At 60.9% G+C, this 26,062-nt stretch carries 23 protein-coding genes; 10 read left to right on the plus strand and 13 right to left on the minus strand.

The annotated features are described in order from the left end of the window. Window positions 1–9: 9 nt before the first annotated feature. Entirely contained in the window at window positions 10–780 is a 771-nt protein-coding gene (locus HKD21_RS01940) for a response regulator (protein ID WP_099285864.1), read from the minus strand. Window positions 781–950: 170 nt separating this feature from the next. Between HKD21_RS01940 and fbaA the strand changes: the two genes are divergently transcribed. Then, window positions 951–2,027, plus strand: a complete 1,077-nt coding sequence (gene fbaA / locus HKD21_RS01945; RefSeq protein ID WP_194253901.1) for a class II fructose-bisphosphate aldolase — start codon at window positions 951–953, stop codon at window positions 2,025–2,027. Between the two features lie 49 nt (window positions 2,028–2,076). Here the strand turns inward: fbaA and HKD21_RS01950 are convergent, their stop codons facing one another. After that, window positions 2,077–3,654, minus strand: coding sequence for an efflux transporter outer membrane subunit (locus tag HKD21_RS01950; protein WP_194253902.1), 1,578 nt, complete (start codon window positions 3,652–3,654; stop codon window positions 2,077–2,079). Between the two features lie 98 nt (window positions 3,655–3,752). Between HKD21_RS01950 and HKD21_RS01955 the strand changes: the two genes are divergently transcribed. Beyond that, the gene (locus HKD21_RS01955) at window positions 3,753–4,421 is read left to right on the plus strand and encodes a TetR/AcrR family transcriptional regulator (protein WP_194253903.1); all 669 of its coding nucleotides are present in this window, start codon (window positions 3,753–3,755) and stop codon (window positions 4,419–4,421) included. Here the strand turns inward: HKD21_RS01955 and HKD21_RS01960 are convergent. From HKD21_RS01960 to HKD21_RS01975, 4 genes are all read right to left on the minus strand, one after another. After that, window positions 4,415–5,992 (minus strand): DHA2 family efflux MFS transporter permease subunit, encoded by a 1,578-nt coding sequence (locus tag HKD21_RS01960; protein ID WP_194253904.1) that lies wholly within the window; start codon window positions 5,990–5,992, stop codon window positions 4,415–4,417. The two genes, HKD21_RS01955 and HKD21_RS01960, sit on opposite strands and share 7 nt — an antisense overlap. Next, window positions 5,989–7,095: an HlyD family secretion protein gene (locus HKD21_RS01965; protein ID WP_194253905.1), complete on the minus strand. Its 1,107-nt coding sequence runs from the start codon at window positions 7,093–7,095 to the stop codon at window positions 5,989–5,991. The genes HKD21_RS01960 and HKD21_RS01965 overlap by 4 nt, the downstream gene beginning before the upstream one ends. Window positions 7,096–7,255: 160 nt before the next feature. Continuing rightward, window positions 7,256–8,740, minus strand: a complete 1,485-nt coding sequence (locus tag HKD21_RS01970; RefSeq protein WP_194253906.1) for a UdgX family uracil-DNA binding protein — start codon at window positions 8,738–8,740, stop codon at window positions 7,256–7,258. After that, a complete protein-coding gene (locus tag HKD21_RS01975; protein ID WP_194253907.1) occupies window positions 8,737–9,969 on the minus strand; it encodes a putative DNA modification/repair radical SAM protein in 1,233 nt (410 codons plus the stop codon). Before HKD21_RS01975 ends, HKD21_RS01970 begins: the two co-directional genes overlap by 4 nt. Before the next feature lie 178 nt (window positions 9,970–10,147). On the opposite strand from HKD21_RS01975, the gene HKD21_RS01980 reads away from it, so the two are divergent. After that, window positions 10,148–11,608: a flagellin gene (locus HKD21_RS01980; RefSeq protein ID WP_194253908.1), complete on the plus strand. Its 1,461-nt coding sequence runs from the start codon at window positions 10,148–10,150 to the stop codon at window positions 11,606–11,608. A 139-nt stretch (window positions 11,609–11,747) separates the two neighbouring features. After that, window positions 11,748–12,170: a flagellar biosynthesis regulator FlaF gene (locus HKD21_RS01985; protein ID WP_194253909.1), complete on the plus strand. Its 423-nt coding sequence runs from the start codon at window positions 11,748–11,750 to the stop codon at window positions 12,168–12,170. 113 nt (window positions 12,171–12,283) lie between these two features. Here the strand turns inward: HKD21_RS01985 and HKD21_RS01990 are convergent, their stop codons facing one another. The 3 genes from HKD21_RS01990 to folD are packed head-to-tail and all read right to left on the minus strand — an operon-like array spanning window position 12,284 to window position 15,990. Continuing rightward, a complete protein-coding gene (locus tag HKD21_RS01990; protein WP_194253910.1) occupies window positions 12,284–14,284 on the minus strand; it encodes a M1 family metallopeptidase in 2,001 nt (666 codons plus the stop codon). 33 nt (window positions 14,285–14,317) lie between these two features. Further along, complete coding sequence (locus tag HKD21_RS01995) at window positions 14,318–15,070, minus strand: methylenetetrahydrofolate reductase (protein WP_194253911.1); 753 nt, start codon at window positions 15,068–15,070, stop codon at window positions 14,318–14,320. Then, the gene (gene folD, locus HKD21_RS02000; RefSeq protein WP_194253912.1) at window positions 15,067–15,990 is read right to left on the minus strand and encodes a bifunctional methylenetetrahydrofolate dehydrogenase/methenyltetrahydrofolate cyclohydrolase FolD; all 924 of its coding nucleotides are present in this window, start codon (window positions 15,988–15,990) and stop codon (window positions 15,067–15,069) included. Before folD ends, HKD21_RS01995 begins: the two co-directional genes overlap by 4 nt. Window positions 15,991–16,073: 83 nt before the next feature. Here folD and HKD21_RS02005 point away from each other — a divergent pair, with 83 nt between their 5' ends. Together HKD21_RS02005 and HKD21_RS02010 are read left to right on the plus strand one after the other, a co-directional pair. Beyond that, the gene (locus HKD21_RS02005; protein ID WP_322782889.1) at window positions 16,074–17,138 is read left to right on the plus strand and encodes a threonine aldolase family protein; all 1,065 of its coding nucleotides are present in this window, start codon (window positions 16,074–16,076) and stop codon (window positions 17,136–17,138) included. Continuing rightward, complete coding sequence (locus HKD21_RS02010) at window positions 17,139–18,497, plus strand: L-serine ammonia-lyase (protein ID WP_194253914.1); 1,359 nt, start codon at window positions 17,139–17,141, stop codon at window positions 18,495–18,497. It begins immediately after the preceding gene. Window positions 18,498–18,503: 6 nt separating this feature from the next. Here the strand turns inward: HKD21_RS02010 and HKD21_RS02015 are convergent, their stop codons facing one another. Next, entirely contained in the window at window positions 18,504–19,634 is a 1,131-nt protein-coding gene (locus tag HKD21_RS02015) for a CDP-glycerol glycerophosphotransferase family protein (protein ID WP_194253915.1), read from the minus strand. Window positions 19,635–19,869: 235 nt separating this feature from the next. On the opposite strand from HKD21_RS02015, the gene HKD21_RS02020 reads away from it, so the two are divergent. Then, complete coding sequence (locus tag HKD21_RS02020; RefSeq protein ID WP_194253916.1) at window positions 19,870–21,180, plus strand: lipopolysaccharide biosynthesis protein; 1,311 nt, start codon at window positions 19,870–19,872, stop codon at window positions 21,178–21,180. Between the two features lie 7 nt (window positions 21,181–21,187). On the opposite strand, the gene HKD21_RS02025 is transcribed toward HKD21_RS02020, so the two are convergent. The 3 genes from HKD21_RS02025 to HKD21_RS02035 all read right to left on the minus strand — a co-directional run bounded on the left by HKD21_RS02025 (window position 21,188) and on the right by HKD21_RS02035 (window position 23,813). Beyond that, entirely contained in the window at window positions 21,188–21,520 is a 333-nt protein-coding gene (locus tag HKD21_RS02025; RefSeq protein WP_194253917.1) for a superinfection immunity protein, read from the minus strand. Between the two features lie 119 nt (window positions 21,521–21,639). Further along, entirely contained in the window at window positions 21,640–23,187 is a 1,548-nt protein-coding gene (locus tag HKD21_RS02030) for a Do family serine endopeptidase (RefSeq protein WP_194253918.1), read from the minus strand. A 134-nt stretch (window positions 23,188–23,321) separates the two neighbouring features. After that, window positions 23,322–23,813 (minus strand): nucleoside deaminase, encoded by a 492-nt coding sequence (locus HKD21_RS02035; RefSeq protein ID WP_194253919.1) that lies wholly within the window; start codon window positions 23,811–23,813, stop codon window positions 23,322–23,324. 6 nt (window positions 23,814–23,819) lie between these two features. Here HKD21_RS02035 and HKD21_RS02040 point away from each other — a divergent pair, with 6 nt between their 5' ends. Genes HKD21_RS02040 through rsmD form a run of 3 tightly spaced genes read left to right on the plus strand, consistent with a single transcriptional unit; the run spans window position 23,820 to window position 25,990 of the window. Further along, window positions 23,820–24,554, plus strand: a complete 735-nt coding sequence (locus HKD21_RS02040; RefSeq protein WP_194253920.1) for a gamma-glutamyl-gamma-aminobutyrate hydrolase family protein — start codon at window positions 23,820–23,822, stop codon at window positions 24,552–24,554. Window positions 24,555–24,586: 32 nt separating this feature from the next. Beyond that, window positions 24,587–25,387 carry a pseudouridine synthase gene (locus tag HKD21_RS02045; RefSeq protein ID WP_194254097.1) on the plus strand — a complete coding sequence of 267 codons (801 nt, stop codon included), beginning with the start codon at window positions 24,587–24,589 and terminating at the stop codon, window positions 25,385–25,387. Between the two features lie 3 nt (window positions 25,388–25,390). Further along, window positions 25,391–25,990, plus strand: coding sequence for a 16S rRNA (guanine(966)-N(2))-methyltransferase RsmD (gene rsmD, locus HKD21_RS02050; RefSeq protein ID WP_194253921.1), 600 nt, complete (start codon window positions 25,391–25,393; stop codon window positions 25,988–25,990). The last annotated feature ends 72 nt before the right edge of the window (window positions 25,991–26,062 follow it).

Here is a 26,062-nt window from a genome sequence, read left to right on the forward strand (position 1 = left end):
TCTGAATATTCAGACCCGTTCAACCTCTGCCACGAAGATGTATCCGAGGCCGCGCACGGTCCGGATGAGTTGGTCGGCGTCCGAGCCCAACTTGCGGCGCAGGCGGCTGACGAGAACGTCGATGCTCCGGTCCGACACATCGCCCAGACGGGTGCGCGACAGTTCCAGCAGACGGTCACGGGCGATGACACGCTGCGGATTGTCCAGAAAACTGGTCAGCAGGTCATGTTCCGCACCTGAAATATCGACGGTCGCCCCTGAGGGGTCGGTCAGTTCGCGGCGGCGCAGATCGAGCGTCCAGCCCGCGAAACGCAGCGTCTCGCGACGGACGCGCTCCTGCGGGGCGCCGGTGGTGGCGATGCCGCGACGCAGCACGGCCCGGACACGTGCCAGAAGTTCGCGCTGTCCGAACGGCTTGGGGACGTAATCATCCGCGCCCGATTCGAGACCGGTCACGCGATCGCGCTCTTCGCCCCGCGCGGAGACCATAATGATCGGCACCTGAGCGGGGGGCGTCTCGTTTTCGTGCTGGGCGCCCTGCCCGCTGCGAAGCGCGCGGCACAGTTCGATGCCGCTTTTGCCCGGCAGCATGATGTCCATGATGATGAGATCGACAGGTGCTACTTCAAGCGCAGCCCACATCTCCTCCCCACAGGCGACACCCCGTGCGCGGAAGCCGCCGCCCTGAAGGGCACGGAGGATGAGGGTCCGCATTCCGGCGTCATCTTCGACGACAAGGATACGGGCGGGAAGATCTGGGTCGGAAAGATTTGGCACCATGTTTTTTCCATAGTCTCCACAGGGCTGACATCACAAGCAACAAATCCTGACAATAAATCTTTCAGTGATTTGAAGGCTCATGACGAAAAGCAATTGGCATCGTACAGTACAACGCAACACGGCCACACCCGTTTTGCTGGCCTGTTTCATGCGTTCAGTTGGAGCCGCCAATGTCAAGAGTTTCACCCGGCGTCGTCAGTGGCGCCAGTTATACGGCCCTCATCAAGGCCTGCCATGAAGGGGGCTACGCGCTTCCCGCCATCAATGTCGTCGGCACCGACAGCGTCAATGCCGTTCTGGAAGCGGCGGCCCGGAACGGCTCGGATGTCGTCATTCAGGTTTCGAATGGTGGCGCCCGTTTTTATGCAGGCGAAGGTCTGCCCGACGCCCATCGTGCCCGCGTGCTCGGCGCGGCCTCGATGGCGCGGCACGTTCATCTTCTGGCAAAAGAATACGGCATCGCCGTCATTCTCCACACCGATCATGCCGACCGCAAGCTGATCCCCTGGCTCGACGACCTCATCACGCTGAGCGAAGACGAGTTCCGGACGACCGGCAAACCGCTGTTCACGTCCCACATGCTCGATCTGTCCGCCGAACCTCTTGAGGAAAACCTTGAGACATCAGCCGCAATGCTCAAGCGGCTTGCGCCTCTGGGGATGGGACTGGAAATCGAACTGGGCGTCACCGGCGGTGAGGAAGATGGCGTTGGTCATGACCTCGAAGACGGTGCGGACAACGCACATCTCTACACGCAGCCCGAAGATGTTCTGAAAGCGTGGAACCTGTTGTCCCCGATCGGCACCGTGTCGATCGCCGCATCCTTCGGCAACGTGCATGGCGTTTACAAGCCGGGCAATGTGCAGCTTCGGCCCGAAATCCTGAAGAACTCGCAGGACGCTGTCGAAGAGGCCACGCAGAGCGGACCCAAGCCCCTCCCGCTGGTATTCCATGGCGGTTCAGGTTCGACGCTTGCGGAAATCAATGCCGCAGTCTCCTACGGCGTGTTCAAGATGAACCTTGATACCGACATCCAGTTCGCGTTCGCCCAAGGCGTGGGTAGCTACGTTCTGGAACATCCGGTGGCTTTCCAGCACCAGATCGACCCCGGCACCGACAAGCCGATGAAGTCCCTCTACGATCCGCGCAAATGGCTGCGCGTGGGAGAGAAATCCATCGTCGGCCGTCTGGATGAAGCGTTCGAGATTCTGGGCTCCAAAGGTCGGTCCGTCGCACATAAAGCCTGACGGAACCGGCTTCCGGGAGGTCTAAGCCTCCCGGTCAGGAGCTCCCTGCTCAGGGACCGGGCGTTGCGGAGGCGAGCTGCGCTTTCGCCACGTCCGGATTGTTCGGCAGGGCGTCTTCCCAGCCACCGCCGAGCGCATTGTAAAGGCGCGTCAGGTTGGTCGCCAGCGTGGCATCACTGCTGGCGAGATCAAGCTGGGCGGACTGAAGCTGCGCCTGTGCGTTCAGGACGTTCAGATAGTTCGTCAGGCCGCTGCGATACTGGCTCTGGGCCAGCATGAGCGCATGGCTGTTATCGTTGACGGCACCCTGAAGACCCTGACGATGGAGCTGTTCGTCCCGATAGGCGATCAGAGCGTTATCCACGTCATGCCAGGCCTTGATGACGGTCTGCTGATAGGAAATCGCCGCAGCCTTCTGCGCGTATTTCTTCAGCTCAAGCTGTCCGTACAGCCGTCCACCCTGAAAGATCGGGAGCGAAATGGACGGCCCGACATTCCAGGCGCGCGCGCTCCAGAACCCAAGGTCGCGGAACGACAGGGTCTGGAAGCCGAAATCGGCATTGATCGTGACCTTCGGATAGAAATCCGCCGTGGCCTCACCCACTTCGGCCACTGCACCGCGCAGATGGGCCTCGGCCTCCCGGATATCGGGGCGACGTTGGGCGAGTTCAGAGGGGATGCCGACCGGCACCACGGGCGGCACGACCGGCACACCGGCGCTCTTTTCCAGCTCAGCATTCAGGCTGCCCGGAGGCGCGCCCAGCAGCAGAGCGAGCGCGTTTTCTTCCTGCGCCACAGCCTGTTCAAGCTGCGCTTCCTGACCCTGCGTGTCATGCAAACGGCCCTGCGCGGAATCCACGTCCAGCTCCGTCACCAGACCGCCGCGATAGCGCTCCTGCGCGATGGAGGTGATCTGTGTCAGAACCCGCAGATTGTCGCGCAGGATCTTCAGGCGCTGCTGATCGCCACGCAGGCCCATATAGCCCCGCGCCATGTCGGCCTGCTGGGCGATGAGAATGGAGCGGCGTTCTTCGTCCGTGGCCTGAAGATCGGCCTTGGCGGCATCGTACTGGTGCGCGACGCGACCCCACAGGTCGATTTCATAAGTCGCGTCGATCGCGCTGCGCCACTGGTTCAGCAGCGGAACGGTGGCACCATCGGCCCCTCCCTGAAGGAGTGGTCCGATCGAAGATCCGAGGGTGTTACCAGCGGATTTCGCGATATTACCGCCCACCCGGCTGATGATTTCCTGCATTTCCTTGGTGCTGTACTGGCTGCGCTGATACGATCCCGAGGCACTCAGGGCCGGGAAGCGTTCAGCCCCGGCCATGATGAGTTGCGCGCGGCTCTGCGCCAGATTGGCGGTCGCGAGGCGGAAGGACAGGTTCTGGTTGACCAGACGAGATTCCAGCGACGTCAGTTCGGGATCGTGGAAGACCTGCCACCAGCGACTGTCGGCCTTCATCTCGCTGATGATGCTGTCGGGCGCACCAGTCATATGATCGGTGTAATGCGCGGGCGACCAAGGCTTGGGCGCGTGATATTCAGGCCCCACCATGAGGCAGCCGGACAGGGTGAACAGGGCGCAGCCGCAAAGCAGCGCGCGGGAAGTGAAGGCTGCGCTCACAAAGAAACTCCTGAAGCGGAAATGATCTTGCAGTGACCGACCGGTTCGGTCAGCATGTTAGAGAGACGACCTGACGGACAGAAGGATTTTTCGCTCACATGACGGGCATCATGGACGACGGCCACGCGGACACTTCCGGCGGGTGCGACAACACCGATCCTTCGGGGAGCTCCAAGCGCGAACAGATCCTGAAGGGGGCTGGAGCGATCTTTCTGGCAGACGGCTACGAAGGCGCGTCCATGTCCCGCATCGCGCAGATGGCCGGCGTGTCCAAGGGGACGCTCTACAACCATTTCGATGGCAAGGCGTCCCTGTTTTCCGCGTTCTTCGAAGAACAGGTGCGCTGCCGCCTTTCCCCCATCGAAGCGCTGTCGCGCGGCGGTGAACAGTCCGTCCGCGTGACGCTGACTCGCTTTGCAGAGATGGCGGTTCATATGTTGATTTCGCCGGTGGCGCTGGGGCTCTATCGCATCATCGTCAGCGAAGTCGACAAATTCCCCCATCTGGCCGATACGTTCTGGCGCTACGGCTTCGGCCGGACGCTCAACAATCTGGCGGAATATCTTGCGCGCAGCGTGGCCCTTGAGGAACTGGACATCGCCGATCCGAGCCTGTCGGCCGAACAGTTCCTGCTCATGTGTCAGGCCCGCATCATCCAGCGCCGCCGCTTCGGACTGCCGGTCGATGACAGCGATGCCGCCATCGCGGAATTCGCGGCCTTCACCGCCGACAGTTTCCTGAAAATCTACGAACCGCGCCATCAGTGACCGCCGCCTGAGGCCTGGGCCGCCTTCTTGCCGTTGGGAGACAGCAGGAAGCACAGCGGCACCACGAACAACGCAATCACACCGATCCAGTCAAAAACCTCGTTATAGGCCAGCATGGCGACCTGAGAGGTGAATTCCTGAAAGGTCCGGTAGAGGGCGAAAGTGTGCGCCTGCGCGGCCGGGAACCCGTGGGCCTCCGCAACCTTCTGGGCATTGCCGATATAGGCGTTGAAACCCGGATTGGCGGGGGTCATGTGGTCTGCCACATAAGTCTGATGGCGCTGCCGGGTTTCGATGATCGCCGCCGTCGCCAGAGAAATGGCGAGAGAGCCGACATAGTTCCGGGCCATCGAGAACAGGGCGGACGCATCAGCGTTCAGTTCGCGCGGCAGGGTCGAGTACGCAATCGTCGAAATCGGCACAAACAAGAACGCCAACGAGGCCGTCTGACTGATACGGTAGAGCATCAGATGCCTGAAATCGATCGCGGCATAAAGGTTCGAGGCCTGAAACATGGCCATCCCCATCGCGAAAAACCCGAACGCGATGATGTAGCGCATCTGGATGAACTTCATCAGGATGCCCACGATCGGAATCAGACAGATCACCGCAACACCACCCGGCGCCAGAAGCAGGCCCGAGGTGGTCGCAGTATAGCCGAGAACCTGCTGGGCGAACTGCGGAACGACGATCGCTGAAGCATAGAGCGTCGCACCAACCATCGAGATCAGCAGCGTGCCGACCGCGAAGTTACGATCCTTGAATACCGACAGACGGACCAGCGGGTTCTTCGCATAACACAGCCACAGAATGGCTCCGATAACACCGATCACACCCAGCACGGCCATGGTGACGATGAACGGCGAGCCGAACCAGTCGTCATCCTCGCCACGATCGCACATGACCTCGAGACAGCCGAGGCCGAGCGTAATCAGGCTGATGCCGATCACGTCCACCTTCTCGCGCTTCATGCGTTCCCACGGCGGATCTTCAACAAAAGCCGTGACGGCCATCACCGTCAGGATGCCGAAAGGCACGTTGACGAAGAAAATCCAGCGCCAGGAAAAATTATCCGTCAGATAACCGCCCAGCATTGGACCCAGAACCGGGCCGACAATGGTGGCGATGGCGGTCAGGCCGAACGCCGCCCCGCGCTTTTCGGGCGGGAACGTGTCCAGAATAATGGATTGCTGGCTGGGTTGCAGGCCGCCTCCGAAGAAGCCCTGCATCAGCCGGAACACCACCAGCATCGGCAGCGATGTCGCCAGTCCACACAGGAACGACGAGACGGTAAACATCGTGATGCAGATCAGGAAGTAGCGTTTGCGGCCAAAGAACCGTGACAGCCAGCCCGAAATCGTCAGCACGATGCCGTTCGCCACCAGATAGGACGTCAGCGCCCAGGTGGCATCATCATACGAACTGCCGAGCGATCCCGCGATATGCGGCAGCGCCACGTTGACGATGGTGGTGTCCAGCACCTCCATAAAGGCCGCCAGCGTGACCGTGACGGCCACAAGCCACGGATTGTGACTGGGTTTCCAGTCCTGATGCCCGGCAGTATCACTCATTTCACATAAACCGTCGGCACGACAGACAGACCAAGGGCCAGCGGAATATTCGGATCAAGCCCGCTATCCACCACGATCTTGACCGGGATACGCTGCACCGTCTTCACGAAGTTTCCGGTCGCGTTCTCAGGAGGGAAGGCGCTGAAGGATTCACCCGAGCCAAGCTGGATGGAATCCACATGACCGTGCAGTTTGAGCTGCGGGTAGGCGTCGACTTCAAGGTCCACCTTCTGGCCGGGGCGCATATGGGTGAGCTGCGTTTCCTTGTAGTTCGCCACGACCCAGATTTCCGGCTCGACGATGGAGAACATCTCCTGCCCGACCTGCATATAGTCGCCGCGCTCAACGTTACGCTGGGAAATCCAGCCGTCATGCGGGGCACGGACTTCCGTCCATTCGAGGTTCAGGCGCGCCTGTGTCAGGTCTGCGTTCGCTGAAGCGAGCGAGGCCTGTTCCTGAATGACGCGGGCATCGGCACTGGCCACGTTTTCCTTGACCGGTTCGGCCTGCGTGAGCTGACCCTGAGCCTGAAGGACGCGGGCTTTCGCCTGATCCAGCGCGGCGCGGGCGTAGTCGATATCCTGCTGCGACGTAGCGGCGCGGGCCACTGAACGCTGGCGACGGTAATCGGCTTCAGCCTTGATGAGCTCGGCCTGAACAGCGGCGAGGTTGCCCTGTGCCGTAACGAGCTGTCCGGGGAAGTTCTTGTGCGCCACGGCCAGCATGAGCTGATAGGCGTCAATATTGGCCTTCGCCTGAGACACGGCGGCTTCGGCCTTGTTCAGGGACGCCGCATAATCCCGGCTGTCGATTCTCACGAGCAGGTCACCAGCGTGGACGAACTGGTTGTCATTCACCAGAAGCTGCGTGACGTAACCGTTGACATGGGGCGCTATGGCAACCTTGCGACCGGCCGTGTAGGCGTCATCCGTCTCGATATTGTTGCGGGTCAGGAAAAGATAGGCCCCGATACCCACGAGAACCAGAATCACCAGCAGGATCAGCGCGATCCGAACAACGGGATTGCGCTTTTTCTGCGGCTTTCCGTTCTTGTCGGATGTCGTGTCATCCTGCGCGTGATCGGCCTGATCGCCTTGCGCCATAGTGTTTTTCTCGCTTTGAAAACAGGTCTGTCAGATCATGACCGGGCTTGCTGTGCGGGGCTTGGAACCCTCCGCTGACCGATCGGTTCGGTCATCCATGACATATCGCCTCGCGGCCTTCAAGCTGGAAAAAACTGATCCGTTTCCAATTTCATATCCCTTACACTTTCGGACGTCCGCAAAAATCCCGCAGCCGTGCGAGGCCCTCTCCGAAGCGCTGCCGTTCGATCTCTCCCTGCGCGCTCTCCCCCAGCCGCAGCAGCCAGGACGGGTGGGCCAGCGCCAGACGCCGGACGGTATTTTCACCCTCTCCCGCCGTCCAGAGCGTTCCGCGCCTTTCCGCCATCGCGCGACCCGGACCATCCACCGCTTTCAGGGCTGTGGCGCCCAGCGAGACAATGAGCTTTGGTCGGACCAGCGCGATTTCCTGTTCCAGCCAAGGGCGACAGGCCGCAACATGCGCCTCATCCGGGCTCTGATGGATGCGACGGCGTCCCTGAAGGCGGAAGCGGAAATGCTTGACCGCATTCGTCAGATACAGCGTGCTGCGATCGACCCCGGCTTTTTCCAGCGCGTCCTGCAAAACCTGTCCCGCCGGGCCGACGAAGGGACGTCCGGCCAGATCCTCCTGATCGCCCGGCTGCTCGCCAACGACCATAATCCGCGCCTCAACCGGCCCCTCCCCAACAACAGCCTGCGTGGCCGCACAATGCAGCGGGCAGGCGGTGCAGGTCCGAATTTTCGCCGCCAGATCTTCAGGCTTATGCAAGAGCGACTGAACGGGAAGATGGTCACGGGAGCGAAGTTTTTCGTGGAAGGCCGGAGCTGGCAGGGGCGCCTGTTCGGCCATAGCCCGGACGCGCGCTTCAGCCCCGGACACAAGCTGCGGGATCAGGCGCGTTTCGGGCAGGTTCTTCCAGTACCGACCCGGCATTTCACGACGCATGGCTTTCGTACGGACGCGGGCCGGATTGAACGTGGAGGCATAATAGGTGTTCCACAGATCGCCGAACCCATCGTCCAGCTCCGGCTGTGCACAGGGTTCGGCAGAACAGACCAGATCCTTTCCGTCCCAGCGGATGGAGCCGCGTGGGGTCAGGATCATCCAGTCCATGTCCGTAAAGCGTTTCGCAAAGAACGGGGCGACCCGTTCGAGAATATGATGCTGCGGTTCGAACCAGGCGAGGAACCGCCGACGTCCCTCCCCCCCGACCTGTGCGGGCAGTTCGCGAAAGCGGACGAAGGCCGTCATCTTGTGGCAGTCCTGCCGGTTCTGCCGGATCATGATCCGCGCTTTTGCGATATCGGCATCCGTCGCCACATCCAGCAGATGCGGATTGCCCTGAACGCGCCATGCGATCCGGTAAGCGAGCGCGAACCGGGCTGGATCAGAATGGCACAGCATGTCCCGCAGCAGGGCGATGCAGGACGCGCGCAATGTCACGCTTTTCAGGATCGGAGTGTCTGACAGCGCCACCATGCCGTCGCTGTCATTGGTCTGCTGCCCGAACAGATCCGTCTCGCCGCCCCTGATCCGCCAGTCGAGGCTCTCCGGCGGAATCGCACGTTGCAACGCCGCACGCGCCATTTCCCGCCACGGTTCAAAGGCTGCACTGTCCTCAAGGGTCAGGACGTAGCGCGTCATAAAAGATTCATCTGCTGGGGAGCAGGGCTGAACAGGCTGCGCAGATCGTGCCGGTCTGTCAGGCGGACGGGACTCCAGCCCGGTGTCTGCACAAAGGGCCGGACTTTGCGAATGGACACATTCAGCCGCGCCAGATCCTCCAGCCGCACAGCCTGATGCCGTCGCGCCCGGAGAATGGCGGCCACGGTTTTCACCCCCAGCCCCGGCACCCTCAGCAGCATTTCCTTCGACGCCCGGTTCAGATCCACCGGAAACAACGCCCGGTTATCCAGAGCCCAGGCCAACTTGGGGTCCAGCTCCAGATCGAGCATCCCGTCCGCACGCCCTGCCGTCAGCTCACCGAAAGCAAAGCCGTAGAACCGGAACAGCCAGTCCGCCTGATAGAGCCTGTGCTCGCGCTGGAGCGGTGGACTTTTCGCAGGCAGCAAAGCGGACGCATCGGGGATGGGGCTGAAGGCGGAGTAATAGACGCGCCTTAACCCGTAAGAGCCGTAAAGATTGGCGCTGCTGGCCAGAATATCCTGATCGGACGCCGCATCCGCCCCCACGATCATCTGCGTGCTCTGCCCCCCCGGCGAAAACCGTTCGGCTCGGCGCCCGGTATGGCTGCGCTCCTTGCCGGCGTCGATCTTCAGCCGCATCTCCCCCATCGCCTGCCGGATACCGCCCGCTTTTTTCTGCGGCGCGTACTGCTCCAGCCCGGCCACAGTCGGCATTTCCACATTGATCGACAGCCGGTCCGCATAGCGCCCCGCCTCTTCCAGCAGACGCGGCGACGCATCGGGGATGGTCTTGAGGTGAATGTAGCCCCGGAACCCATGCTTCAGACGCAGGTCCCGCGCCACCTGCACAAGCTGCTCCATCGTATGATCGGATGAGCGGATAATGCCCGAAGACAGAAAAAGCCCCTCAATGCAGTTGCGCCGGTAAAATTCCAGCGTCAGCCACACAACCTCATCGGGCGTAAAGCGCGCACGCTCCACATTCGAAGACGAGCGGTTGATGCAATAGGCACAGTCATAGACGCAGAAATTGGTCAGAAGGATTTTGAGCAGCGACACGCATCGCCCGTCCGGCGTATAGGCGTGACAGATTCCATTTCCGGTCGTGGACCCAAGCCCCCCGCTCTTTGCGGAGTCCCGACGCGTCGAACCGCTAGACGCACAGGAGGCGTCATATTTCGCCGCATCGGAGAGAATCGCCAGTCTCTGGGAGAGTGTTTTCTTCATGTCATGTTCTTATTTCGTTCCAGAGTATGGAACGCAAGAGAAACCGTGAAATTAACCCGTTGTTTCCTGGTTTTTCGTTATTTTCGGAGGGTTTTTTTTAACGGAACGGATTCAGCTTCCGTTAACCACTCCCCCCTATCCTGAGGACGCAAACCTGCACCGACGGAGAACCGATTCAATGTCATTGTCAATCAATACGAACACTGCGGCAATGGCCGCGCTCCAGAGCCTGAACCAGACGACGGCCGACCTGACCAAGACCGAAAACGCGGTCTCTACCGGCAAGGCCGTCAACACGGCATCCGACAATCCCGCGATGTATTCCATCGCCCAGAACATGACCGCCCAGATCTCGACGCTGTCGGGTGTTTCTACCGGTCTTGCGTTCTCCGCTCAGGTGCTGAACACCGCAACGACAGGTCTGTCGAGCATCTCGGCTTCCCTGCAGTCGCTCGCAACCACGATTGGCACGAACACGACAGGCGTCGATAACTCGACCCTGAACGAAGCCATCACCAAGACGCTGGCTTCCATCGATTCCGCCGCTACAGGTGCGAAGTTTCAGGGCGTGAACCTGCTCTCCGGCCAGACCGGCAACGGCACGACCTATACGAGCCTCTCGACCGCCATGGACGCACAGGGCTCCACATTCACGCAGAACGGCTTCAACGTAACCTCCGCCGGTCTGGGCCTGTCCAACCTGAGCATGGAAACGAAGGGCATGCAGGTTGCGCTCGGCACAACCACGCTGACCGATACCAGCAAGCTGACCTTCAGCAACACGACAGCTGTCGGTGCTGCTGCCACCCCGGCCACGGCGACAGCCAGTGCCACGAACCCGGCCGTAACCTACGAGTTCGATGTGGATGACGCGGGCGCACAGGCAACTGCTCTGGCCTCTCTGAACACCGCGTCTGGCGAAACGTTCACACTGAACACGGACGGAACGCTGAAGGACGGCACGGCCACAAACATCACGTCCCAGACAACTGCTTCGGACGGTTCTGTTACCTACAACCTGAAGAGCGGCAAGAGCGTCGTCCAGTCCAAGGACGGCAACGGCAATACCGTCTACACCGTCAACAAGGCATTTGACGCGAATGGGAATATCACGTCGAAGGCCGTGATCACCAACGTGAATACAGCCTCTACATCTGCTCTGGACGACAGCACGTCCGGGACAACCGCTTCTCAGAAGATGGTCAAGCAGATCGACCTGATGTCGGACGCCATGGAGTACCAGGGCTTCGGTGTTTCCCGCGATTCCAGCAACAACCTGACCGTCGCAGGCAACTCCATTGATACGTCTGCCACGTCCATCGCCGCAACCGGCACCGGAACCGGAACCGCCGTCACGGGCGCAGCCGTGGTCAGCGCCGTCGTTCAGGCTGCAATTTCGAGCGTGACGCGCACCGCGTCTTCGATCGGTTATTCCAGCACGACGATCTCCAACCTCCAGACCACGACGTCCAGCCTCTCCAACGCCCTGACGACGGGTGTTGGCGCGCTGACGGACGCCGACCTGGCAGCCGAGAGCGCCAAGCTGACCTCGCTTCAGACGAAGCAGCAGCTTGCCGTTCAGTCGCTGTCGATTGCAAACTCGCAGTCGTCCACCCTGCTCAGCCTCTTCCGCGGCTGATCAGGTTTCTGAAGGGTGCCGGTTTATCCGGCATCCTTCAGATCTTCCTCCTGCCAAAGCGCAGGACTGCTTCAGAAGCCCCTTGCCCTCTTCGCCCAGAGGCTTCTGAAACAGTCTTTTCCGAAAGGAGTTTGCCTTCGTGACCTATGCAGCCTCACAGTACCAGAAACAGTCCGGAAGTTATCTGTCTTCCCGGGAAATGGAGGTCATGGCGTTCCGGCATGTCAATTCACTGCTGACGCAGGCAAAGGATCATGAAAAGAAGGTCGCAGCACTGGCAGCCAACCTGAAACTGTGGAGCATCCTGTCTCTCAGCGTCGAGCGGGTCGACTGCCCCCTCCCATCTGTGCTGCGCGATGATATTCTCAAAGTTGGATCGTGGTCGATGCGCTATTCCAACGCGGCTTTCAATGCCCCCAAGGACCTGCAGCCCCTCGTTGACGTCAACAATGACATGATCGAGGGCCTCTCTACGAACACCAACCCTTCCGTCGTGACGACGGCCGCCTCTCACGCCTATGCCGGTACAACCGGGACGTCTTCGCTGGAACTTGTGGGCTAAAGCTTTTCACCTGAAAGGCGTACGTTTTTTGCGAGACGCACGAGAACTAAGAGCCAAACTCTACAAAAGGGCGCCGCCTCAGCCGGACGCCCTTTTTTCATGCCCCGGTGGCTTCAGGGAGTAATGGCCAGCCGGTTATCCGAACGGTCGATATCCGGAATGACGTGATCCGGGTCGAGAGTCACGGCCTTGAGACCGTCATGCACCGGCAGTGCGACCACAATATCGCTGCTCTGGCGCCAGGCCTCGGTCGGAATGCGGAGGTCTTCCGATTTTCCATCCGCATAATCGGCGCGCAGGATCACCGGTAGCGGAAGCGTTCCATAATTGCGGACCTGTACGGTTGCGGGCTTTCCGGCATCGTGATGGACGTCTCCGAGCGCATAGTCCGGGGCGGCATTGGTGAAGTACCAGCCGCGCCAGAACCATCCCAGATCCTCACCCGCTTCGCTGCTCATCAGGCGGAAAAAATCCGATGGGGATGGGTGTTTGAAAGCCCATTCCCCAATATAACGCCGAAACGCTGCGTCAAACCGCACCGGTCCGAGGATCTGTTCGCGCAGCAGTTTCAGTCCATAAGCGCCTTTGAAATACGTCACGCTATGGCGGTATTTTTCAGAAACGCCATCAGCGGCGATCATAAGCACCGGTGCATCCGGGTCAGTCAGAACCGGAACGATGTCCTGTGCAGGATTGCCGGTTTTGGGAGCGAATTCTGAATCGCGCTTGGGGGCGAACTCGCCGTTATTGAAGTGATCGGACGCATAGACATCGATGAAGGTATTGAAGCCCTCATCCATGAAGGCGTTACGGCGTTCATCCGTCCCAACGATCATCGGGAACCAGCCATGACCCAGTTCGTGCGTCGTGATCCAGAAAAGCTGCGGGTCGCGGTCGCTGATGCCGTCAAAAACGATGCCCGGATATTCCATTCCCGCACCATGGCCGCCCAGATTGATGGCGTTCGGCCAAGGGTATTCGAACCACTGTGACGAGAAATATTCGATGGCGTGTTTGACATAATCCGTTGAGCGGTCCCAGCCATGCGGCCCGATCCCCTCCCGCGGATAGACCGACATCGCAAGCCTCGGCACGGCATGATAGTTCGTCCAGGGCACGACCGGCGGCAGGTTGATGCGCGCGGCATCCCAAACGAAGGCTGGCGAGGCCGCGAAGGCTACATCGCGCGTGTTCCGCATGCCGTAATGCCAGGTAACCTCGCCGCTCTGCTTCAGATGGCTTTTCGGATCGGTGATGTCATCGAGCGTGCGGATCATGACGCGCGTATCGCTCTGCGCAGCTTTTGTAAGACGGTTCCGCTCGACGGGAGTCAGGACCTGTTCAGGGTTGAGGAGCGCACCAGACCCTACGAGCGTGTAGTTCCAAGGCACCGTTACGCTGTAATCAAAGCTGCCATATTCCAGAAAGAACTCCTGCCCCAGATAGGGCAGCGTGTTCCAGCCGCGACGGTCATCATAGACACTCAAGCGCGGATACCACTGCGCAACTTCATAGATATCGCCTTCGCGGGTCGGCGTAACAGCGGTACGACCACCCCACGGACCGGGAATTGTATAGTGCCAGTCGATTTTCACGAAAGCCACGCCATGCGGGTCGATCGTACGGGGCAGTGTAAGCTGCATCCGCGTGTCGGAAATCAACGGCGTGACCTCCACTTCGCGGCCACCCTGCACGACCGAAACGTGTTCGATCGTCATGCCGTCCGTATGGTCGCCGGTCATCATGTGGCTGCCGGGAATAGCACCAACGGCAGCGCGCGTGTCGGCGCGGTAGATGTTCTGATCAAGCTGAAGCCACAGGACATCCAGCGCCTCGGGGCTGTTATTGCTGTAGGTCACGGTTTCAGAGCCGTGCAGCACATGGGCCTGTGTGTCGATCCGCGAATGGATGACGTAATCCGTACGGTTCTGCCAGTATTGCGGCCCCGGAAGCCCCGCCCCCGAGCGATAAACGTTCGGAGCGTCGGGAAGGGTCAGGGGTGCGAAAACGGTGGCCGGGTCAGCGAGAGTTTTCGCAAAGGTAGGCGCAGGCAACAGGGCGGCGGGAGCGAGTACGCCTCCCAGCAGGGGAAGCAGAAAAAGGCGCACAGACATCCGGGGCGGGCCCTCCGTTGGGTAAGTTCGATGTTATTCCGTTATAATATCTCCAAGCGCTCCCAGATAGGAGGCAAGATCAACTTTCAGCGGCATCAGATAGGCATTGTCGTTTTTCTGGTTCACGATACCCAGCATGCGCCGTGCAAAAGTGATGTTACCTTCAAGCGTCCCATCGTAATCACGCGGGAAAATAACGTGGTTCATGCGCTCCCAGTACCGGCGGGATTTGTCGCCCAGAACAGGCGAGATGCCCCAGAACACCGTGTCGTCCCGCAGCCAGTCCATGCAGTATTCGAGCATCGGAATGTCGAAAAGCGGCTGGGTGAAGAAGCCACAGGCCCCGGCATCGCGCTTGCGGGCGATGTTTTCGAGTTCCTGATAGGGCGCACGGCGATAGGGATCGAACACCGCATAGACCTTCAGATGCGGGGCTTCGCGGCGATAGCGTTCGATAATCTGGGCGGAGGTATTGGGATAAACCACTCGATCGCTGCCCGCAGGCGGTGGATCGCCCGCAACAACGAGAATGGAAGTCAGCTCCGACCGATCAGCACCCGGCAGCGGGGCGCCCGGAGCGATATCAGTCGCACGGACATGCGCGATCACTTCGAACGGCGTCTGTTTCACAATCAGCGATGCAGCGTCGTAACTCCGCAGATCAAAGCGGATCAGGTCCGGGACGTTCAGCGTGCTGACCTGCGGCAGAATGTCCCGCACGGTCTGCACATCCGCCATCAGAGCTTCGGGAGTCCGTGGAACCAGTTCGACCGAAACGCGCGTCATGCCGAGGTTTCCGCAGAGGTTGCGGAGGATGTGGCGCGGGCAGCCTGAAGCGTGTTGTGCAGCAGACAGGCAATCGTCATTGGCCCAACGCCGCCCGGAACCGGCGTGATGTGCCCGGCGACCGGAAGCGCTTCGTCGAACGCGACGTCCCCGACCAGACGGGTCTTGCCGTTTTCCGCCGCAACGCGGGTGATGCCGACGTCAATCACAGTCGCGCCCGGCTTGATCCAGTCCCCACGGACCAGACCGCTCTTGCCGGTCGCGACGACCAGAATATCGGCCTCGCGGGCCAGTTCCTTCGTGTTGCGGGTATGGATATGGGCGACCGTAACCGTGCAGTTTTCCTTGAGCAGAAGCTGCGCCATCGGTTTGCCGACGAGGTTGGACGCGCCGATCACCACGGCGTGCTTACCCGTCATGTCCTTGTGGACGGACTGGAGCAGCATCAGGCAGCCCAGCGGCGTGCAGGGCACGATCCCATCGATCCCGAGCGACAGACGGCCCGCATTGACTTCACCCAGACCGTCCACGTCCTTGTGCGGTGCAATCGCGTTCGTCACGACAACCGGATCAATCTGCGCTGGCAGGGGAAGCTGGACCAGAATACCGTGAATCTTTGGATTGGTGTTGAGCTGCGCGATCAGGTCCAGCAGTTCGTCCTGCGACGTGCTCTGCGGGAGCATGTGCATGAAAGAGCGCATCCCCACGCGATGGGTCTGGATCGCCTTGTTCTTCACATAGACTTCCGACGCCGGATCGTTACCCACCAGTACGACAGCAAGGCCGGGGATCGTATTGCCCTGCTCGACGAACTTCGCCACTTCACGACCCACCTGATCGGTCAGGGCGCGGGCGATGGCCTTGCCGTCGATGATCCTTGAGGCCAGTTCGGACTGCTTCTCGGGGGACAACGTGCTCATGGGCTCTCCGGATGACAACAGGCGGTCGTTTCAGTTACGCTGGCGAACGGGCCGTAACGGCTACAGGAACTGAGGATGGTCTCGTGACCGACGAAATACGCAAGAACTTCGCCAGTGACAATGTTTCTCCCGCATGTCCCGCCGTTATGGACGCCATGATGCGCGCCAATGCGGGCAATGTGGGTTCGTATGGCGACGATGCGCTGAGCCGGTCCCTGAATGCGCGGTTCGGCGCAGTTTTTGAAACGGACGTCGCGGTCTTCCCGGTTGTGACAGGAACGGCGGCCAACAGTCTGGCGCTGTCCTCGCTCGTAGCGCCCTATGGCGCGGTACTGTGCGACCAGAGCGCGCATATCAACAACGACGAAGGCGGCGCGCCTGAGTTCTTCATGCATGGTGCCAAACTCGTCACACTACCCTCCGCCGACGGTCGCATGAATGCCGAGGCCCTGCGGACGGGACTGCGGGTCAATGCGCAGGGCGGAATCCTCAAGCCCCCCATCCACGCCCTGTCCCTGACGCAGGCCACCGAATGGGGCACAGTCTATGCGCTGGAGGATCTCGCGGCGCTTTGTACCATCGCGCATGACCATGACGTTCGCGTTCATCTGGACGGCTCGCGGCTGAGCAACGCCATCGCGCATCTGGGCTGCACACCTGCTGAAGCGACGTGGAAGGCCGGGGTCGATGTGCTGTCGTTCGGCGGCACCAAATGCGGGGCCATGGCGGCGGAAGCGGTCGTGTTCTTCGTCAATGACCGCACGCGCCCTGTGCTGAAGGATTTCGAGCGTCGCATCAAGCGCGGCGGACATCTGTGGTCCAAGGCCCGTTTTCTGAGCGCGCAGCTTCTGGCGCTTCTGGAAGACGGGCTGTGGCTGAAAAACAGCGCCCATGCCAACGCCATGGCCCAGCGCATCGTCGAAGGTCTGCGCCGTCACGCAGGTGCGCAGCTTCCCTTCGAGACGCAGGGCAACGAAGTGTTCGTTATTCTGCCGGACCGGCTTGTCGAAGAACTGGAAGCAGCAGGATTTGGTTTCTATCGCTGGCCGACGCCGGAAGGCGTGTCGGGTACGCTCATCCGCCTCGTGCCGAGTTTTCATACGCGCATCGAAGACGTCGATGCGCTGCTGGCCGAGCTTGCCGCCTGAATGATCAGCCTGTTCGACCTGTTCAAGATCGGCATCGGGCCGTCCTCGTCCCATACCGTCGGCCCCATGCGCGCAGCGGCCCGCTTTGCGGAGAGCCTGTGGGATGCGCCGGACGTGGCTCGGCTGCGGGTAACGCTCTACGGCTCGCTCGCCTGGACGGCCCGGGGCCATGCAACGGACCGCGCAGTCATTCTGGGGTTGGCGGGAGAAAAGCCCGACACGATGGACCCGACGCTCGCAGACGGCATCGTGCACTCCGTAACACAGGCGCATCTGATCCCGTTCAACGGCCATCCCACGCCGTTCAACCCGGACACGGACATCGTGCTCGACACCAAGACCGCCCCGCCGGTCCACCCCAACACGCTCCAGTTCGAGGCGTTTGATTCCACAGATACCCTGCTCGCCTGCGCGCGCTTCTGTTCGGTGGGCGGCGGCTTCATCGTACCGGAAGAAGTGACCGAAACCGCGACCTACGCCCAGCCCGACATGCCTTATGACTTCACCAGCGGTGCGGAGCTTCTGGAGCGCACGCAGGAGACAGGGCTCGATATCGCAGGCGTTGTTCTGGCGAATGAGCACGTATTGCGCGCCCGCGCGGAGGTCGAAGCCTATCTGGACCGGATCGTCTCCGTAATGATGGACTGCGTGGACGCCGGGCTGCACCGCTCCGGCACGCTGCCGGGGCGTCTGAACGTCCGCAGACGGGCCGCCGCGCTGTACGAACGGCTCAAGGAACAGAGCCGCAGCAACCAGCCTTCCGCGCACGGCATCATGGACTGGATCAGCCTGTTCGCCATTGCGGTGAACGAGGAAAATGCCGCCGGAGGGCGCGTCGTCACAGCGCCCACCAATGGCGCCTCGGGCGTAATCCCGGCCGTGCTGCGCTATTACCGGGAGTTCTGCCCCGAATATTCGCTCGACGGACAGCGCCGGTTTCTGCTGACGGCAGCAGCCATCGGCGGGCTGTTCAAGCTCAATGCGTCCATTTCAGGCGCGGAAGTCGGCTGTCAGGGGGAGGTCGGCGTTGCGTCCTCAATGGCGGCGGCAGGGCTGGCGGCGGCTCTGGGCGCTACGCCGCTTCAGGTGGAGAACGCTGCCGAAATCGGCATGGAACATCACCTCGGCATGACCTGCGATCCAGTGGCCGGGCTGGTGCAAATCCCGTGCATTGAGCGCAATGCGTTCGGCGCGATCAAGGCCATCAACGCGGCCTCTCTCGCCATGCACGGCGACGGCGCGCATCATGTCTCACTCGATCAGGTCATCCGCACGATGGCCGAGACGGGACGCGACATGAACCGCCGCTACAAGGAAACGTCCCTCGGCGGTCTGGCCGTCAATTTCCCCGAATGTTGAAACGCCTCATGCTGCGGCCATGAACTCCGCAATGGCGTCTGCGGCGCGTTGGGAGCCGCCCAGCAAAGGGGTGCCAAAGGTTTCCTGAAACAGACTTTCCTGCGCCGGACGATACGCCGCATGACGTTCCTGCGCACGGGCGATGGCAGGCATGAGATCATCCAGATCCTCCACCACTTCGCCCAGCGTCCAATGCAGGAAATACGGATCATCCCGCCAGGGCAGCTTGCGCGGATTGAGGAAAACGCAGGGGCGCGGAATACCGAGAAACTCGTAAACCTGACTGCTGACATCGCCGATATAAAGCGCGGCCTGAGACGTATAAGTCATGTCCAGCATGGCGGATGACCCGGTATCGACCAGAACCTCTGGGCTGCGCTGCCGCTTGAGCTGACGTTCGCGGATACCGAACCCCTTATGGAAGGTCTTGATATGCGGCGCTACGACCAGATTGTAATCGCTCTGGCTGGACTCACTCTGGGCCTTGAAGCCCTGAATCAGCGGCATCATCCAGCCTGATGCCGAAGTCAGCTTGCGCTGGTAGTGCGGATTATACAGCGCGAATGGACGACCGTTGCCGAACGAGATCGTTTTTTCGCGCTGTACGGCCTCGAAAACGTCGAATTTCGGATACCCTACAACCCGCGTTGTTTCCTGTTTCAGCAGACCCTTGTCCTGAAAATAGGTCTCGACCTTGGGACCGGGAACGAGCGTCAGGTCAAAGTCCCGCACCAGATGCTCGTCATTAACATAGCGGTCTCCGGCGCCATGCATGAGCAGAATGAGTTTGGGTCTCCGAAGCCCCATTTCCTTGAGCACACCGGCCGTATATTCCGTCGCCACCACCGCATCGTACTGGTTCAGTTCGGCGATGTTCTCGCGCAGCACGACCAGACGCTCCTGATCGAGGCGTCTTGCGCGCTTCAGTAGCCGGGCTTTCAGGGATTTCGGAAACGCCTTCAGTGGCAGGTCGGGAACGTCCAGCGCGCGACGGATGCGCGCAAGATGCTTCACCGTTTCGGGAAAACTGTAATACTCCACCACGTCATGACCGGGGATTGCAGCCAGCGCGCTGGCGACGGACGCCGTATGGTAGCACTGATAGGGTTCAGCAATATAAATGAAGGCAATTTTCATAACTGATCAAATGCGTCCTGCCTGAAAAACAGGCTGGAAACCTGTGCTTCTCGGGATTGGGGCCTTCGGAAGAAGACGGGTCGTCGCAAGATCCCGTCCGCAGAAATCCTGACACCGAAATATGTAATATTTTCTTCATAATCCCTGACCTTTTCATGTCAAGAAACCTTCCGGGAGTGCTACAATTCGTTACTGGCATGGACAGTCTGACGGGTTTGTGGTCAGTAAGGCCCGCATGTCCGGTGAACGCTCCGTTTTCAGATCCATTTTCAAAAATGTCAGCGTTCTCACCCTCGGTCGTATTGCCAATGCACTGTGCAGTTTCATCTATATTGCCGTGGCCGTCCGGGCATTGGGACTTTCCGATTTCGGACTGCTGATCCTGATCCATTCCCTGGCCTCGACCGGTTCCGTCCTGTCGCGGATGCAGTCCTGGCAAACGCTGATCCGTTTTGGCAGCGACAGCTTCAGCAGCGATGACACGGACCTCCTGCACCGGGTCGTCCATTTCTGCATCCGTCTCGACACGCTTTCGGCGGCCTTCGCCATCGTGTTCGGCCTCGTTGGCGTGCAGATCTACGGACACACCGCGGACTGGTCCGCGCATGTGCGGTTTCTGGCGGATCTGTATGTGTGCGTCAGTCCGCTGATGTATTCAGGCTGGGCAAACGGTATCCTGCGGATGGCGGGGAAATTTCACCTCGTCCCGATCATCGACAGTTGCGCCGCCATCGCCAAGACATTCGGCGTATTGCTGGGCTATGTGCTGCATTTAAAGCTCGGATATTTCCTGTTCGTCTGGGCCATGACGATCGTTATCGATTACAGCTTCTACGTTTATTATGCGCTGGACATTCTGCACCGGAAATTCAAATTCCGGTATTTCCGGGCGTTCCGGCACTGGCGCTGGCAGCTTCCGGGCATGTGGCAGTTTACGCGCGCGGCCAGCATCAACCAGACTTTGGGCAACATCTCGGGCCATGTGGCGACGCTGGTGGTCGGAACGGGTCTGGGACCGGCGGAAGCCGCCGTTTTCCGCGTCTGCCGTCAGATCGCGGACGGGATCGTCACCCCGGCGCAGCTCATCTCGCCCGTGCTCTATCCCGAACTGGTCCGGATGCGGGACCGGCAGGACTGGCGCGGTCTCAAGCGCGTAACTTGGAAAATGTTCGGCGTTCTGGGCGCATTATCCTGCGTGCTTCTGCTGCTGTCCGCTTTCTTTGGATCAACGATTTTCCGCTTCCTGCTGCATGTCCATGTGCATCACACCTCGCTCTATATTTCCATCATGCTGCTGGCGGCCGTGTTCAGCCTGTTGGTCATTCCACTGGAACCGCTGCTGATCGTCGTGGGGCATGTGAAGTTCCTCATGACCAACCGCACCGCCGTTATGGCGGTCTATTTCCCGGCGCTCTATGTCCTGACGCGGCATTTCGGCCTCGCGGGCGCCTGCCTGTCGACGGCGGCGTGTAATGCGACGATCCTGCTGTCGCAGATGCTGGGCGTCTGGTTCTTCTACGACCGGATCGGCAAGGCGGAGCGCTGATCCCGGATCAGTGCAGAAGATGCGTGGCGTGGGAAGAATGATGGAAAAGAGCGTATCCCGTCACGGCTGCTTCCACAAAAACCAGTTCCAGAACGATCAGCACCTTCTTGCGGGTTGAAAGCGCCCTGAAGCGGGTCTTGATCTTCGCCTCGTCTCCCGTCGCAGCCCATACGATAGCACCAACCCAGCCAGCGACCGTCCAGCCGGCACTCAGATTGATCACGAACGCCTCACGCCAATGAACCTTGCGCGTGCAAAGCGCAATGATCGTCGGCAGGAAGACAATCGCCATTCCCACGAGAACAACACTGGAAACAACCGCCACAGTGATTAGGTGCATGGCATGACAGTCCCGGCTTGGGTGAAAGCCCGACAGTATTTCGGATTCGATACGAAAACAAACATAAAAAAGGCGGGAAGGTTTGACCCTTCCCGCCTCTTCTGGTTCTGACGTAACCCTTACTGGGCGTCGTCGGAACTGTCGTCGTCCGAACCGGTCGGGGAGACGGCCACGAAAAGCTGCTGCCCGTCGCGCAGGATGCGCAGGAGCGGCGGCTGCTTGCGACCCAGCGCGTCATGCACCTGCGCCACGACGGCCTTGGGCGACGGCGTGACGTGATTGCCAACTGCCACGACAATGTCGCCCGGACGGATTCCGGCCTGATCGGCAGGTGAGCCCTGCACGACATCAGCCACGACCGCGCCCTGCACGCTGTCGTCCAGACCCAGTTCCTGACGCGCCCGCGGCGTCAGAGAGGCCAGCGACACGCCCAGCTTACCCGCACCAGACTGCGCACTGTCGGTCGCATCGCCAGAAACATGATCCTGAGCGGACAGGTTGCCGACCGTGAAGTTCACCGTCATCGGCTTGCCGTCACGCAGCAGCCCCAGCGTCGCCTGCGTGCCCGGCGCGATGGAGACGACCTTCACCGCCAGATCATGACCTGTCTTGATCGGCTTGCCGTTCAGCGTGATCACGACGTCGCCACTCTTGATGCCAGCCTTCTCGGCCGGGCTGCCCTTGGAGACGGACGCCACCAGCGTTCCATGCGGCGGCGCGCCCGGCTCGGGGGACTGGAGGTTGAGGGCCTGCGCCATCGTGGGCGAGATGTCCTGCCCCTCGATGCCGAGATAGCCGCGCGTGACATGGCCGGTTTTTTCAAGCTGGCTCACAACGGATTTCACGGTATCGGACGGGATTGCAAAACCAATGCCGATCGACCCACCGCCATTGGGCGAGATGATCATGGAATTGATACCCACGACCTTGCCGTCCTGCGTAAACAGCGGACCGCCGGAGTTGCCGTGATTGATCGGGGCATCGACCTGAATGAAGTCGTTATAGGCGCCCGAATGCAGGTCACGCCCCAGTGCCGAAACGATACCCGCCGTCACCGTACCACCCAGACCATACGGGTTGCCCACGGCAATAACCCATTCGCCCGGCTGCACCTCGTCGGAATCGCCCAGTTCAATGAACGGCAGCTTGCCGGTCGGCTTGACGCGCAGCAGCGCTACGTCCGTCTTCGGGTCGCGTCCGATGATCTTGGCGGGAAGCGTCGTGCCGTCATCGAGCGTGACCGTTACCTTGGTCGCACCATTCACGACATGATTGTTCGTCACGACATAGCCGTCAGACGAAATGATGAACCCCGAACCGCGGGCTTCGACCGTCCGGTTGGGCTGCTGCTGTTGCGGCATCATCTGGAACGGGAAGGGAAACGGGAACGGCGAGCCCTGCCCCATACCACCGCCGCCACCGCCCGGGCCGTTTTCCTCTTCTTCGGCCACATCCGCCTTGATGTGGGACGTGATGGACACGACAGCCGGTTTCACCTGCTTGACGAGCGTGACGAAATTGGGGAGCGCCTGAACGCCCGTCTGGGGCTTGATGGCGCCGCTGGGTGCTGTGGCTGCGGGCGTTGTGTCCGCGAAAGCGAAGGGGGCCGCAACCAGCATGGTGGTGGCAGCGAGAGCGGACAGGGACGTGCGAAAGCGTGTGGTCATATCAATCCCGACTTGTTGCGAAACATCGTGGCTTATAGCGCTGAACTATGAACCCCGTTCCCGTTCCACAAGCTGACCGCTGGGTGAAACATCCGTAAGTTCGTGACGGACTGTGAATTTCGCCCTCTGCAATCTCATTCTGCGATGGGTTTGCGGAGTTTGCGGAAGAAGTCTTTCAGCAGCCCGGATGCCTCGCGTTCACACACCCCACCAATCACTTCGGGGCGATGCAAACAGGTCGGACGCTCGAAAATCCGTGGCCCGTGCTCCACGCCCCCGCCCTTGGGATCGTAAGCGCCGAACACGACCCGCCCGATGCGGAAATGCACGATCGCCGCCGCACACATCGGGCACGGTTCCAGCGTCACGACCAGCGTGCAATCCGTCAGACGCGGATTTTTCAGGCGCGCAGTCGCCTCCCGCATCGCCAGAAGCTCGGCATGGGCAGAGGCGTCGTGCGTCCCCTCAACCTGATTGCGCGCCACCGCCAGAACGCGTCCGTCCGGCGCCAGCACGACCGCACCGACCGGCACTTCGCCACAGGATGCAGCCTCCCGCGCGGCCTGTAGCGCCGTCTGCATCGCCGGACCAATATCCGTGTAAATCCTTGTCTGTCCCTGACTCATGATGCGATGATGCGGCGCATGACCCCTCCCCGTCCATCCCCTTCGCAGCGCGCGCCGCTGATCGGCCTGACGCTGGATCATGAACCCGGTGGCCCGGGGCAGTTCTCGCGCTATCCGTTTCACGCGCTGCGGGAAAACTACCTAACAGCCGTGAGCGACGCGGGCGGTATGCCGGTTTGTCTGGGTTATGATTGCGATGCCGAGGCCCTTATGGCGCGGTTGGACGGGCTGATCGTCACGGGCGGCGCATTCGACGTCGATCCGGCGCTGTATGGCGAGGACCCGCATCCACTGACCAGCCCGCGCCCGGCCCGCACCGCCGCCGAGCTGGCCCTGTTGCGAGCCGCACTGGCGCAGGGCAAGCCGGTTCTGGGCATCTGCGGCGGAATGCAGCTTCTGGCCGTACAGGCCGGAGGCACGCTGGTCCAGCATCTTCCCGAAGAATTGCAACACGAACAGCCCAACCCGCGCCACGAACCCGGACATGACATCGACATCGTTCCCGGCACGAAACTCGCGCAGATCGTGGGGGCGGAGCGCATGAGCGTGAACTCCTCACATCATCAGGCCGTGCGCGACCCCGGACGGGCCAAAATCTGCGCTTATGCGCCGGATGGAACGATCGAAGCGATCGAGCTTGATGGCCCCGGTTTCGCCATTGGCGTACAGTGGCACCCCGAATTCTCCCTCGACCCCGGCGACCGTCGCCTGTATGCGGCGCTTGTGGAGACTGCACGATGACCGACGACAACACCGAAAACACCGCCCTCGAAATGCCCGAAATCTCTGACCTGCACGAGGACACTGCGCCCGAAACGGACGCAGCAGCCCCGAGAGGCGAGCGCATCGCCAAGGCGCTGGCGCGCGCCGGCGTGGCCAGCCGCCGCGATATCGAACGCATGATCGAGGACGGACGCATCAAGCTGGGCGGACAGATCGTCACGCATCCGGCGACGTTCGTGCAGCCGGGCGACATCATGCTGGTGGACGGCAAACCCGTGGACTCCCCCGAGCGCACGCGCCTGTGGCGCTACCACAAGCCCGACGGCCTGATGACGACCCACAAGGACCCGGAAGGCCGTAAAACAGTATTCGACACGCTGCCCGAAGGTTTGCCGCGCGTCATCAGCGTGGGGCGTCTGGATATCAATTCCGAAGGTCTGCTGCTGCTGACCAATGACGGCGAACTGGCCCGCCGCCTCGAACTGCCCGGCAATTCCTGGGTTCGTCGTTACCGCGTGCGCGTTTTCGGTGTTGTGGACGAAAAGCGTCTGGCTTCACTGATCAACGGTTTCGACTATGACGGCGTGCGCTACGGTTCCATCGAAGCCGCACTGGACTCGAAAAAAGGCGACAATGCCTGGCTGACGGTCAGTCTGCGCGAAGGCAAGAACCGCGAAATCCGGCGCGTCATGGAAGGTCTGAACCTGCATGTCAGCCGCCTGATCCGTCTGTCCTACGGCCCGTTCCAGCTCGGCTCGCTGAAGGCCCGCGAGCTTGAGGAAGTCCCCGGCAAGACCCTGCGCGAACAGATGCCGGACCTTCCCGCCCCGAAGCGTCAGCGGACACGCTGATCGATGCGGATTGTTGGAGGAGACAACAAGGGCCGCGCCCTGACCGCGCCGTCCGGAACCAGCACGCGCCCCACGTCGGACCGCACGCGACAGGCGATTTTCGACATGCTCGCCCATGCGCCCTGGTACGGACAGGAGGAGCTGGAAAAAGCCCTCGTTCTGGACTGCTATGCCGGAACCGGCGCAATGGGGCTTGAAGCCCTGTCACGCGGTGCGGAAAAAGCCGCGTTCATCGAACGCGACCGCAGCGCACTGGCGGCATTGCGGATCAATCTGGACATCTGCAAGGCCCGGGACCGCTCCCGCGTGCTGAGTTGCAGCGTCACGCATCCGCCCAAGGCCACGGAACCCTACACGCTGATTTTTCTGGACCCGCCCTATGGCAAGGGGCTGGTCGAATCGGGTCTGCGGGCACTGGCACGGAACGGCTGGCTGGCACAGGGCGCGCTGATCGTGACCGAAACGGGGGCCACGGAAGAATTTACGCCCATCATGCCACCTTCCGAACACTTTATGCCCACACTCACGCCAGAAATCCTCTGCGAGCGTCGTTTTGGCGCCGCGAAGGTGACGATCTGGAAGCATTCCTCCACTTTTCCTTAATTTTCCCTCTGTATTCAGTACCCTGTCGGCTATAGTTCAGAGTGAATTTTACAAGCCGCAATCCAGAAAACC

Origin of the sequence: Gluconobacter cerevisiae (assembly GCF_015244675.1) — a bacterium.
In the GTDB taxonomy this organism is placed as follows: Bacteria; Pseudomonadota; Alphaproteobacteria; order Acetobacterales; family Acetobacteraceae; genus Gluconobacter; species Gluconobacter cerevisiae.